We start from the raw sequence: 12,365 nt of genomic DNA on the forward strand, positions 1-12,365 counted from the left end.
GGCCGGCGAAAAAGCGTGTCGATCAGCCCTCGGTCGTCGCCTCGGCGGCCTCGGTCCGCTCGGTAGCGTCCGTCCGGTCGTAGTAGTCCTGATAGCGCTTGACCTTCCGGTAGAGGGCGTAGCCGACGACGCCGTCGAAGACGAGCACGAAGCCGATCAGGTAGAGGAAGTTCCACGAGGGGAGCAGCTGGGGGAGGTAGCTGACCAGCGAGTTGTACGTCGCGTGAATGGCGGCGGCGATCAGCAGCCCCTTCACGACGATGGGGCCCCAGTCGTCCGGGTTGAACTTCGCTAGACCGAGGTAGTAGCCGGCCCACGCGGAGTAGAGGACGTGGCCCGGGCCGACGAAGGCCCGACCGGTCGCGGTCAGCGCTGCGCGCTGTATCTGCTGGACGCCTTCCATGCCGGCGGCGTTGGTGTATCCCTGAACGATGTAGATGGCGTTCTCGATGAAGGCGAACCCGAGGCCGGCGACGGCACCGTACACCGCGCCGTCGACGACCGTGTTGAACGCGTCGCCCTTGTAGGCGTAGACGCGGATCGCGAGCCACTTGACCGTCTCCTCGATCGGGCCGACGACCAGGAAGAAGAAGAGCACCGTCCCGACGACGGGGATCAGGTTGAACGCGAGCTGGGCGACGCTGTTGATCAGCGCGGCGAAGCTGGCGAACAGCACCGCGAGCACGAACGTGATCGCCAGCGCCGCGAGCGGTTCGCGCCGCGTCGGGTCGCCGTACCAGGCGTAGGCGACGAGCAGGAGCGCCGGGACCGCCGAGGCCAGCGCCAGCGCCCCCAGCCCCGGCCGGTCGGCCACGAGGAGGGCGGCAAACGACAACTGGACGGCGAACAACACGAGCGCCAGGGCGATCAGGAGGACGTGGAACGACGCCCGCAGCCCGCCGTAGATGCCGACGGAGAGGCGGTCGAGCGCCGACCGGGCGTCCCACTCTGCAACGTCGTACAGGTCCTCGTCGCCGCCGAAGGCGGCCTTGACCGGATCGCGCACCATGTCAGGAGAATGGAGTGCTAGACTGTTGTCAGTTTCCCCGCTCTACCGCGAGACGGACGGCGAGCGGGCCTCCGGCGGATTCACTCACCGGGGGACTCGCCGCGTTCGTCGCCCGGATCTGCCGACTCCCTGGTGATCGCGCTGGGTTCGAGGTGGGTCGTCGGCCGCTCCGGGTACCGCGCCAGGTAGGCGCCGGCGGCCAGCAGGGCCAGTCCGAACGGCAGCGCCAGCAGGCTCCGGAGCCCGGCGCCGTCGCCGAAGCCCAGGAACAGCACGGCGCTCAGCGCCAGCGCGACGCCGATCCAGGGCGGGGTGCGGCGGGCGCGCACCATGCCGAACGCGAGCATGCCCGTGCCGCCGACGAGTCCGAGGACGCCCGGCGCGACCAGCCAGTCGATCGGGTCGCCCCCGAGGATGGCGGCGAGCGACTGTCCGACCCCGAACACCAGCGCGCCGAGAGCGCCGATACCCGCGCCCTCGCCGCCCGGGAACTTGTACGTCCACGGGAGGCGGAACACCACGCCGACGAAGCCAAGGGCCGTGAGCAGGCCGGAGAGCCCGACCGCGAGCAGCATCCGCCCCTCGGTCCCCTCGACGACCGTCATCCAGACGGCCCACGCCGCCCACGCGACGCCGGCCGCGGCGAGCGCGCCCTGTGCCCACGGACGCGACGTCTCGGTCATGTCTCGCCGGTGTGCTCGGCTCCGAGGAAAGCGTTCCGGATGGACCGCCGGTCGCATCTCGGTTCGACGGGTCGGACTGTGTCGACTGTGTCATCCGTGACACCGGGACACCGCAATCCATTTGCGCTCGCCGGCCGGCGCTTCCGACATGAAACTCGCGGGCATGGCAAGCAACCGCGGCCGAAACCTGCTGAACATCGCCGACCGGGCGCCCGGCGACGCCGAGTTCTCGGTGATCCTGACCAACGACGCCGACGCACCGGTCCTGGCGGAGGCCGAGGAGCGGGGCATCCCGACGGAAGTCGTCGAGCGCGACGACGACGAGGAGCGCGAGGCCCACGAGCTGCGCGTCCTCGACGCGCTCGACGACTACGACTTCGACCTGGTCTGCCTCGACGGCTACATGCGCGTCCTCACGGAGACGTTCGTCGACGAGGTGCCGACGACGCTGAACGTCCACCCGTCGCTGCTCCCCTCCTTCGGCGGCATGGACGCCCACGAGCAGGTGCTCGACGCGGGCGTCAAGGTGACCGGCTGCACCGTCCACGTCGTCGACGAGACGGTCGACGGCGGCCCCGTCGTCACCCAGGAGCCCGTCCCCGTCCACGAGGGCGACGACGAGGACGACCTGAAGGAGCGCGTCCTCTACGAGGCGGAGTTCGCGGCGTATCCCCGCGCAGTCGAGTGGTTCGCCGAGGACCGCGTGACGGTCAACCCGGACCAGGGCACCGTCAGCGTCGAGGGCGACCAGGCCGGCCCGCTGCCGGCTCGCCGGCTGCTCTCGAACGACCGCGCGGCCGACCTGCGCTACGGCGAGAACCCCCACCAGGACGCCGCCGTCTACGCCGACCGCACGACCGAGGAGGCCAGCGTCGTCCACGCCGACCAGCTCAACGAGGGCGCGAAGGCGCTGTCCTACAACAACTACAACGACGCCGACGGCGCGCTGAACCTGATCAAGGAGTTCGACGAGCCTGCCGCCGCGGTCATCAAGCACACCAACCCCGCGGGCTGTGCCGTCGCCGACACGCTCGCCGACGCCTACGCGGACGCGCTCGCGACCGACCCCAAGAGCGCGTTCGGCGGCATCGTCGCGCTCAACCGCGAGTGCGACGTCGAGACGGCCGAGCAGATTATCGACTCGTTCAAGGAGGTCGTCGTCGCGCCCGGCTACACCGACGACGCGCTCGACGCGCTGTTCGAGAAGGACAATCTGCGGGTCCTCGACGTCTCGGATCAGTACGACGTCAGCGAGCAGTTCACCGAGAAGCCGCTGGTCGGCGGCCGCCTCGTCCAGGAGCGCGACCAGCAGGCGCCCACGGTCGACGACCTGGAGGTCGTCACCGAGCGCGAGCCCACCGAGGCGCAACTGGAGTCGATGCTGTTCGCGTGGCGGACCATCAAGCACGTCAAGTCCAACGCCATCCTGTTCGCGCAGGGCACCGAGACGGTCGGTGTCGGCGCCGGCCAGGTCTCCCGCGTCGACGCGGTCCGCATCGCCGAGATGAAGGCCAACGAGGACGCCCAGGGCAAGGGCCCCGAGGGCGCCGTGATGGCCTCGGACGCCTTCTTCCCGTTCCCGGACGGCATCGAGGTGGCCGCCGACGCCGGCATCGAGGCCGTCATCCAGCCCGGCGGGTCGAAGAACGACGACAAGGTCGTCGCGGCCGCCGACGAGCACGACGTGGCGATGGTGATGACCGGCCAGCGGGCTTTTAGACACGACTGAGCGTCAGCGAAGGAGTCTCGGAAGCTCGCCAGAGCACGCTCTGACGGTGTTTTAGACACGATTGAGCGTCAGCGATTAAGTGTCTAAAGCTCGGAAGACGAGCGGAGCGAGTCTTCCGGTGGTTCCGACACGACTGAGTGGAGCGCCGTCGTCGTTCGGCCTGCAACCAAACGCGACCGTCTGGTAGCCGTCCGGCACGAACGTATCGGCCACCGAACACTTTTTATCGACCGACGGGAGAACGGTAGACGTGTCCTGGGTCACGCGCAACCGTCACTGGCTGCTGTTCGCGGGCGTCGTCCTGACCACGATGGCGGCGGTGGGCGTCTTCACGCTCGCCGCCGCGACGGCGCTGGTCGGCGTCGTCGCGGGCGGGCTCCTGGCCGCCGCCGACGCCGTCGCGACCTACTTCCTGTTCGGGGTGTTGCTGCTCGGCCTGGACGTCGTGCTGGCCGTCGCGCTGGCGGTCACCCTCGCGAGCATGGTCTCGCTGCCGGAGAGCGACCGTCTCGCGGGCGCCGCCGCCGTGGCCGAGCGGGCCGCCGGCCGCGAGCCCCGCCTCGCACGGAAGTTCGAGCCGTCAGTCGAGACGCGGCACGAGCGGCTCCGGGAGCGGTACGTCGCCGGCGAGATCTCCGAACTGGAGCTAGAGCGCCGGCTGGACGATCTGCTGGCGGCCGATTTCGAGGGGTCTACCGGGACCGTCCGCGGGAAGGCGGTCGGACGCGACGAGCGGGACCGGACCGCTGAACTCGAATAGTGAACCCGCGCCGTCGCTGCGGGCACGGGCGCTTTTATTGGTCCTCGCGCCGTCGTTACGGACATGTCACGCGACCTGACCCTCGTCCGCCTCGACCTGCACTGGGTGCCGGCCGAGCGGATCGCCCGTGCCGTCCCGGGCGTCTCGCCCGACGACCTGCCGGCGGAGCTTCGCCGATCCGGACCGACCGACGCTGCGACGAGTCCCTTCCCGACGGAGACGTGGACCGGCGGGCCCGAGGGGCGGTCGCGCCGGCGTCCCGGCGAACGCGCGGCGCGGCTGGGCGAGCCGACCGGGTCCGATCCGACGACCGAGCGTCGCCCGGGAACGGCGGCTGCCACTCGAAACCGGCAGGACAGCACGCCCGACGAGCGACGGGGAAGCACGTCCGACGACCGGCGCCACCGCCGGCACAGTGGCGAGACGCCGCCGCCGGGCGTCCCCAGTCCCAGGGACGAGTCGGACTCGGGCGGGAAGAGCAAACTGCTGGTTCTGGGCGGCGCCGCCGTGGCGGTTCTGGGCGTGCTCGCGGCCGCGGCCGGCTTCCTCTGGAAGAAGAAGAGCGGCGGCGACAGTGACGGCGGCGACGGCGCGGACGCGTCCGGGTCAGGTATCACGGAGAAGATTCCCGTCGTCGGCGGGGACGGCGAGGGCGATGACGACCAGCGCGAGGAGCGGGAGCCGCGGACCGAGCGGGGGCACACGAGCGCCGCCCCCATCGTCGGGATGACCGCGCTGGCGGTGATGGCGGCGTTCGTCCGGCGCTTCCTGGTGTGGCCCCGGGGTCGCTATCGTAGAAACTAGTTACACATCGAAGGGCATCTCGGGTGCTCCTCGAGTGTGTCAGTGCGTTCAGTTCCTCCGATAGTGTGTCGACACTGCCGCGACTGTGACGTCCGTGAGCGGCGGGGACCGCCAGTCTAAAGCGCTCGGCAGGGCTGCCTACGGGCATGGAATTCCACGACGCGGCGAACTTTCTCCTCGACCTGCGGCGGTTCGCCCTGCGTCCCGGGACCGACGCCACCCGGGAGCTCCTCGCCGAGCTGGGCGACCCCCAGGAGGGGCTGGACTGCGTCCAGATCGCCGGCTCGAACGGGAAGGGCTCGACCGCCCGCATGGTCGAGCGGACGCTCCGCGAGGCCGGGCTGGACGTCGGTCTCTACACGTCGCCCCACCTCGACGACGTCCGCGAGCGGATTCAGGTCAACGGCCGGAAGATCCCCGAGGCCGACCTCGTCGAGTTCGTCGAGTCGATCGAGGCCTACGTCACCGACCGCGGGGCCGAGGGCTCGTCGCCGACCCTCTTCGAGACGCTGACGGCGATGGCCTTCTGGGAGTTCGACCGCCACGACGTCGACGTCGCGGTGATCGAGGTCGGCATCGGCGGCAAGCTCGACGCCACGAGCGTGATCGATCCCGTCGCGAGCGCGGTCACCGCGGTGACGCTGGAGCACACGGGCATCCTCGGCGACACGACCGAGGAGATCGCCCGGGACATGGCTCACGTCGCGCCGGCCGACCGGCCGCTGGTCACGGGTGCGGAGGGCGACGCGCTGGCAGCAGCCGAGGAAGTGGCCGGCGACGTGGTCAGGGTAACAGGCGCATACGCCGACGGCGGCGGGACAGACGACGCCGACGTGTCCGTCGAGTACCGCGGCCGCGAGGGGCTGGAGGGCGCGGTGACGCTCGCCGGACCGGACTGGCGCGTCGAGACGCGCCTGCCCCTGCTGGGCGCTCACCAGGCCGCCAACGCCGGCGTCGCCGCGGCGCTGTGCCGACAGGTGGCCGACGTCGACGAGGCGACGCTGGCTCGCGGCCTGCGCAACGCCCACTGGCCGGGCCGGTTCGAGGTGATGGGCCGCGACCCGCTGATCGTGCTCGACGGGGCGCACAACCCCGGCGGGATCGAGCGCGTCGCCGAGACGCTCGACGAGTTCGACTACGACGAGTTGCACGTCGTCGCCGGCGCCATGGTCGACAAGGATCTCCGCGAGATGGCCGGGCACCTCCCGGCGGACCACGTGGTCGCCTGTCAGCCAGACGTCGACCGCGCCGAGGCCGACGACGTCGTGGCGCGGGCGTTCGCGGACGCGACCGACGCCGAGGTCGAGACCCGGGCCGACGCCGCGGGCGCGTTCGACGTCGCCCGCGAGGCGGCCGACGAGAACGACTGCGTGCTGGTGACCGGATCGCTGTACGCCGTCGCCGAGGTGCGCCGCCGCTGGGTCCGCCCGCTGATCGAGAAGCGCCTCGACGACGTCGACGAGGCCCGGGAAGCGATAACGGACGCCCACGTCACCGACGCCGGTGCCTGGCGGATGGGCGGGAAGGCCGTCCACCGCGTCGTCCGGACCCGCGTCCAGCCTCGGCAGGCCAGCTACCTCAAGGAGGAACTGCTCTCGCTGGGCGGGGAGTGCGCCGTCTCCGGGCTGAACGAGCAGGACCGCGAGCCGGTCGACGTCCTCCTGATGGGGACCATGGCGCAGTACAAGCGCCTGGCCGAGAAGCTCGACGGCCAGCCCTACGGGCTCTCCGCGTTCGCCGACGAGTTACGGGCGGCGCTTTCCATCCAGCAGCCCGACGCCTCGCGGGGCTATCCCTGGGAAGACGGCACCGCCGTCATGGGCATCCTCAACGTGACGCCCGACTCGTTCCACGACGGCGGCCGGTACGACGCCCGCGAGGACGCCGTCGATCGCGCCGAGGAGATGGTCGCGGCCGGTGCGGCGATCATCGACGTGGGCGGGGAGTCGACCCGCCCCGGCGCGGACCCGGTCCCCGTCGAGGAGGAGATCGACCGCGTCGTCCCGGTGATCGAGGAGGTTTCCGACCTCGACGCGATGGTCTCGATCGACACGCGGAAGGCCGAGGTCGCCCGGGCGGCGCTTTCCGCCGGCGCAGACGTCCTCAACGACGTCTCCGGGCTCGAGGATCCCGAGATGCGGCTGGTCGCGGCCGAGTACGACGCGCCCGTGGTCGTGATGCACAGCATCGAGGCGCCGGTCGACCCGGACACGGACGTCCACTACGACGACGTGGTTGGGGACGTGATCGACCAGCTCCGGGAGCGGGTCCTCCTGGCCGAGAAGGCCGGCCTCGACCGCGATCAGATCATCGTCGATCCGGGGATCGGATTCGGCAAGTCCGCCGCCGAGAACTTCGAGCTACTGGGGCGGACCCACGAGTTCGCGTCGCTTGGCTGTCCGGTGTTGATCGGCCACTCCCACAAGTCCTTCCTCGAACCGGCCGGCGGCGAACCTGGCGACGCGCCCGACGCCACGGTGGCGGCGACGGCGCTGGCGGCCGAACGCGGCGCCGACATCGTTCGCGTCCACGACGTCGAGCGGAACGCGGCGGCCGTGAACGTCGTCGACGCGGCCGACGACCCGGGGTCGGTCGACGGCTGACGATCGCCCGACGACGACGGTCCGGGAGCCGTCAGCCAGACGAAGAATTATCGAAGGTTACTCAACCCAGCAACACGTCGACCGTCTCGATGGCAACCGAGTGCGCGGGGGGTCAGTGGCCGTTCGCGACTGCCGATCGATCGGCGTCTCACCGGTCCGTCGGCGCCGACGGCGCCATGGCAGTCCTGAACGCGGCCGCAGACGCGCTGGACACCGACGCCCTCGAGCTTCCGACGCTCAACGACCGAGTCGATCCGGACTACCTCGCCCGCATTCTCGACGCGACGACGGCCGACGCCGGCGTCCGCGTCGCGATCGAAGTCTCCTTTCACGACGTCCGGGTCCTGCTCACCGACGACGGGTGCGTCGCCGTCTATCCGGACGACGAGGCCGACGATCTCCGGCCGACGGCGACCGCCGACCACGACTGGACCGCCTCGGGGTCGCTCCTCGACACGGTGGCCGACGCCGTCGCGACCGCCGACGGGGCGGACGCCGTCTCGACGGAGGACCTGCTCCGACGAGTCGATCCCGAGGCGATCGACCGCGTCGTCCGACCGATGGCCGGCGGCACCGAGCGCGCCGACAGCCGCCTCCTGCTCTCGGTCGACGGCTACGAGGTGACCGTGACGCCCGACGGCCGGGTCGCCGTCGAGCCGTCGCTGTCGGCGCTCGAACGGGCCGGCGCGGCCCTGCTCGTCGTCGGCTCGGTCCCCGAGCGGGAGTTCGACCGGGCCGCCGCGGCGCTGCTCGGCGGGCCGGACGAGGAGCGGTGGCCTGTGTTCGTCCTGCACGGCCGCGGCGTCGAGACGGCGAACCGCCGGCTCTCGATGGCCGACGCGTCGCCCGGGACCGCGACGGTGCTCGATCACCGCGCCCGGGCGCGCAGCGGGGCGACGGCGGCGACGGGCAACGGCGGATCGAGCGACCCGCTGCCGAGCGTGATCCCGGTCGCCGAGGAGATGGACGCGCTCCCGGACGCGGTCAGGGAGACCGTCGGCGGGCCCGAGACGACTACCCCCGGCGAGCTCCGGCTCTGCGTCGACTCCCTGGGGTCGATGATCGAGGCGAGCGGTGCCGACGCCGTCCGGGACGCGCTGGAACCGGTCTGTCGAACCGTTCGCGAGCACCGCGGCGTCGGCCAGTTCCTGCTGCCGGTCGGCGCCGACGACGACGCGGTTCGACGGCTCGCTCCGTCGTTCGACGCCGTCGTGACGCTGCGGACCGGCGACGACGGCGCCGAGCAGCGCTGGCGGCTGACGGGGACGGGCCACGAGACGTCGTGGTTCCCCGTCCGATGAGCGTCGAACTGCTCGCCGCCGAGGACCGACCCGGACTCACCGTCGTCGACCGCATCGAGGGCCGACGCTTCCCCTTCACGACGCGGCGACCGGTCGACCCCGACCCGGGCGACGACGGGCAGTTCCGAGACCCGGTCGACGCCGCGGTACGCTGCCGCGTCGGCGAACTTGAACTGCCCTACGTCGTCGCGGCGTACGTCCGCGACGCCGACGGCGAGATGATCGGCGAGTGCCACGAGTTCGCCGACCGGGCGTTCCCCGACGGCGAGTACGAGGTGGAACTGGCCGCGCCGGTCAAGGTCTACCTGCGGGTCGCCGGTCCGCTGGCGATCGAATCGACCAGCGACGAGATGCGAATCTCCTTCGGGGAGCGCCGGCGGATCGACGTCGGCGCGCGCTCCTTCCACGAACACCCGGCGGCGACGGTCACGGCCACGGCCGCCCCCGAGGACCTGATGGCGACCGTCTCGACGTTCGGCTCCGCGCTGAAGACGACGAGTCCGGAGCGGTCCTTCCCCTCGCTTCGGGGCCACCCGCCGACGGTCGAACTCGGGGACGCGCTCTCGGTCCCGGACGGGGTCGCGCCCCCGGAGACCGGACTGTGCGTCGAGGTGCCGCGCGAGCGGGCGGCCGTCTACGCCGTCGCGACGCTCGCCCACTACCTCGGCGCTCGCGTCCGTCCGGGCCCCGAACCGCGCCTGCTGGCGGACGGTGAGGTCCTGCGGGTCCTCGACGGTCCGAGCGGCCTGGAGAGAGCCGTCACGGAGACGCTCAGGCACCTCTTCCTGCTCGACTGCGTCGTCCGGACCGAGGGCCGGTACCGGCTCGACCTCCACGAACGGCGTCGGCTCGAAGAGCGGGTCGATCTGCCGCTCCGGGACCTCTATCACGCTCCGATCGCCGAGCGGACGCGGCGATACCTGGACGTCGGCGCCGAAGCCGTCGACGATCTCGTGCCGCGGTGGACGCTCGCGACGCACCTCTCGCCGTCGCCCGACGCGGCGGAACTGCTCCCCTACGCGGCGAACGCCCTCTCGCTGATCGCCGTCGAGCGCCCGGGATCCGACGGCGACCGATCGGCGCCGCCGCCCGGGTACGACGCGTTCGTCGAAGCCGGCGAGCCTGTCGCGACCGGCGACGGGGCCGACGGGGAGCGCTACGTCCACGTGTCGGGTCCCGACGCCATCGAGCGGGCCTGGTTCGGCGACGGACGCGCCGTGAACGCCAACGACCTGCACCCGGCCGGCGCCAGGAACAGGCTCGCCGGCGAGTCGAGCGACGGACCGGTCGAGATCGCGCTGGTCTGCAACGACGAGCGGATGGCCGAAGAGGTCGGCGACGGCGACCTGTACGGCGACCGCGAGGAACTCCCCTTCGAGGTCGACGTCCACCGCGAGGTCACGCGCGAGCGACTGCGGTCGCTGCTCGCCGAGGACCTGGACTTCCTCCACTACGTCGGCCACGTGGAGCGGTCGGGACTGATCTGTCCCGACGGTGCGCTCGACGCCGCCGGCCTGGACGCGGTCGGCGTCGACACCTTCCTCCTGAACGGCTGCCGCTCCTACGATCAGGGACGGCTCCTCGTCGAGGAGGGCGCCGTCGGCGGCATCGTCACTCACGGGGCCGTCGACGACGCGAACGCGACGGCCGTCGGTCGCCTCGTCGCCAGCCTCCTCAACGCCGGCTACTCGCTGCGGTCGGCGCTGGCCGTCGTCGGCCGCCGCTACGCCGTCGAGGGTCGCTACGACGTGGTCGGCGACGGCGCCGTCCAGATCGCCCAGTCGGAGAGCGGGACGCCGAACCTCATCTCGGTCTCCTCGGCGGAGGACGGCTACGAGGTGCAGATTACGACCTACCCCGCGCTCGGGACGGCGATGGGCGCCTGCTACACGCCCCACACCCCCAGCGTGGACCGGCACTTCCTCGTCGGCGGCGAGCTACCGCCGTTCGAGCTGTCGCTGCCGGAGGTGGTCAACCTGCTCTCGCTGGAACGGGTGCCGGCGACGATCGACGGAGAACTGCGCTGGTCGACGGACGTTTCGCCTGCCGATCTGCCCTAGCCCGTCGTCGAGCCGTTGGCGGCGATGGCGGAACCGGCCTGAGTCAGCAAGATGCAGGCCGTCAGGAGGGCGCCCATCAGTCGCGGGTGGTCGGCGAGGAACTCGGTCAGAGCGTTTCGTTCGGACATTGCACCTAAGTGTGAAATTTGTAACAATATCTGTTTTGTGGCTCGTTTATAATAACTAATTGGTGAGTACTCGATCACAACGTTTCTCCGAGTCAGTCCAGTTCTCGCTCGACGACGCGGCCCCACGTCTCCAGCCCCTCTCCCTCGTAGAAGGCAAGGGCCTCGTCGTTGCCCGCGACGCAGGCCAGCGCCACGTACTGGCAGTCCCGGTCGCGAGCCCAGTCCTCGATCCACGCCAGCAGCTCGGCGCCGTGGCCCCGGTTCCGGTGGCTCTCGTCGACGACCAGGTCGTGGATCCAGGCGTGTCGACGGTGGTGGAGTACCCGCTGGATCGAGAGGCCCGCGACGGCGACGAGTCGCGCGTTCGGGCCGGGCGTCCCCTCCTCGACGGCGTCGGACTCGCCCGGTCCCTCCGATAGCTCGTCACTCACCGCGTAGTAGCCGTACAGCTCGTACTCGCCCTCCTCGCGCCACGAGCGGACGAACGACTCGTCCTCGTGGGACCAGAGCTGCCGGAGGATCGGAACCGCCTCGTCCCACTCCGCGTCGGTGGTCAACTGCGTGACCGTCGGCATGGGTGCCACGTCGCCGCGCGCGGTCAAAAGCGCTCTCTGGCCGTGCCAGCCGCTGCCGGACCACCACAAGGTACTTTCTGGCCCGGCGAGAGGGCCGCCCATGGACCAGCGATCGGTCGTCCGCGAGGGGTACGACGACATCGCAGAGACGTACGACGAGCAGCGCCGCGCCGAGGGACCGGAGCGCGATCTCGCCGAGGCGTTCGCCGCCGACCTCTCGGACGGCAATCGCGTCCTCGACGCCGGCTGCGGCGCGGGGCGTCCGGTACTGGAGACGCTCGCCAGCGAGCACGACGTCGTCGGGCTCGACATCTCGACGGGCCAGCTCCGGATCGCCCGCGAGCGCGCGCCCGGCGGGTGCTTCGCGCAGGGCGACCTCGCGAACCTGCCCTTCCAAAACGGCACCTTCGACGGCGTCGCCTCGTTCCACGCGGTCATCCACGTCCCGAAGGACGAGCACGCCGACGCCCTCTCCGAGTTCCACCGGGTGCTCCGCCCCGGCGGCGACCTGCTGGTCGTGATGGGCGACGACGCCTGGGAGGGGCGCAACGAGGACTGGCTCGACGCCGGCGCCGCGATGGAGTGGGGCTTCTTCGGCCGCGACCGGAACCGGGACCTGCTCGCAGACGCCGGCTTCGAGGTCGTCGACGAGCGCGTCCTCGACGACGAGCTCGGCGGTCAGTTCGCGTTCTTCCGCGCGCGGGCGTGACGGG

General features: G+C 71.3%; 11 protein-coding genes. 7 read left to right on the top strand and 4 right to left on the bottom strand.

Annotated elements, in window-relative coordinates; translation table 11 throughout:
* Positions 1 to 22: 22 nt before the first annotated feature.
* Positions 23 to 1,009, bottom strand: coding sequence for a PrsW family intramembrane metalloprotease (locus tag LCY71_RS13340; RefSeq protein WP_225333640.1), 987 nt, complete (start codon positions 1,007 to 1,009; stop codon positions 23 to 25).
* 80 nt (positions 1,010 to 1,089) lie between these two features.
* Entirely contained in the window at positions 1,090 to 1,692 is a 603-nt protein-coding gene (locus LCY71_RS13345; protein WP_225333641.1) for a hypothetical protein, read from the bottom strand.
* Positions 1,693 to 1,840: 148 nt separating this feature from the next.
* On the opposite strand from LCY71_RS13345, the gene purH reads away from it, so the two are divergent.
* The 6 genes from purH to LCY71_RS13375 all read left to right on the top strand — a co-directional run bounded on the left by purH (position 1,841) and on the right by LCY71_RS13375 (position 10,949).
* Positions 1,841 to 3,421 (top strand): bifunctional phosphoribosylaminoimidazolecarboxamide formyltransferase/IMP cyclohydrolase, encoded by a 1,581-nt coding sequence (purH, locus tag LCY71_RS13350; protein ID WP_225333642.1) that lies wholly within the window; start codon positions 1,841 to 1,843, stop codon positions 3,419 to 3,421.
* A 250-nt stretch (positions 3,422 to 3,671) separates the two neighbouring features.
* On the top strand, positions 3,672 to 4,181 hold the full coding sequence (locus tag LCY71_RS13355; RefSeq protein WP_225333643.1) for an SHOCT domain-containing protein: 510 nt from the start codon (positions 3,672 to 3,674) through the stop codon (positions 4,179 to 4,181).
* A 63-nt stretch (positions 4,182 to 4,244) separates the two neighbouring features.
* Positions 4,245 to 4,985, top strand: a complete 741-nt coding sequence (locus tag LCY71_RS13360) for a hypothetical protein (RefSeq protein ID WP_225333644.1) — start codon at positions 4,245 to 4,247, stop codon at positions 4,983 to 4,985.
* Between the two features lie 146 nt (positions 4,986 to 5,131).
* Positions 5,132 to 7,588, top strand: a complete 2,457-nt coding sequence (folP, locus tag LCY71_RS13365; protein ID WP_225333645.1) for a dihydropteroate synthase — start codon at positions 5,132 to 5,134, stop codon at positions 7,586 to 7,588.
* Between the two features lie 176 nt (positions 7,589 to 7,764).
* Positions 7,765 to 8,889 (top strand): DUF7504 family protein, encoded by a 1,125-nt coding sequence (locus LCY71_RS13370; protein WP_225333646.1) that lies wholly within the window; start codon positions 7,765 to 7,767, stop codon positions 8,887 to 8,889.
* Positions 8,886 to 10,949, top strand: a complete 2,064-nt coding sequence (locus LCY71_RS13375) for a hypothetical protein (RefSeq protein ID WP_225333647.1) — start codon at positions 8,886 to 8,888, stop codon at positions 10,947 to 10,949. Before LCY71_RS13370 ends, LCY71_RS13375 begins: the two co-directional genes overlap by 4 nt.
* Here the strand turns inward: LCY71_RS13375 and LCY71_RS21470 are convergent.
* Together LCY71_RS21470 and LCY71_RS13380 are read right to left on the bottom strand one after the other, a co-directional pair.
* Positions 10,946 to 11,077, bottom strand: a complete 132-nt coding sequence (locus LCY71_RS21470; RefSeq protein ID WP_263654119.1) for a DUF7503 family protein — start codon at positions 11,075 to 11,077, stop codon at positions 10,946 to 10,948. The two genes, LCY71_RS13375 and LCY71_RS21470, sit on opposite strands and share 4 nt — an antisense overlap.
* Positions 11,078 to 11,169: 92 nt before the next feature.
* Entirely contained in the window at positions 11,170 to 11,652 is a 483-nt protein-coding gene (locus LCY71_RS13380; protein WP_225333648.1) for a GNAT family N-acetyltransferase, read from the bottom strand.
* Positions 11,653 to 11,752: 100 nt separating this feature from the next.
* On the opposite strand from LCY71_RS13380, the gene LCY71_RS13385 reads away from it, so the two are divergent.
* A complete protein-coding gene (locus tag LCY71_RS13385; protein WP_225333649.1) occupies positions 11,753 to 12,361 on the top strand; it encodes a class I SAM-dependent methyltransferase in 609 nt (202 codons plus the stop codon).
* Positions 12,362 to 12,365: the final 4 nt, after the last annotated feature.

This window comes from Halomicrobium urmianum (assembly GCF_020217425.1).
GTDB lineage: Archaea > Halobacteriota > Halobacteria > Halobacteriales > Haloarculaceae > Halomicrobium > Halomicrobium urmianum.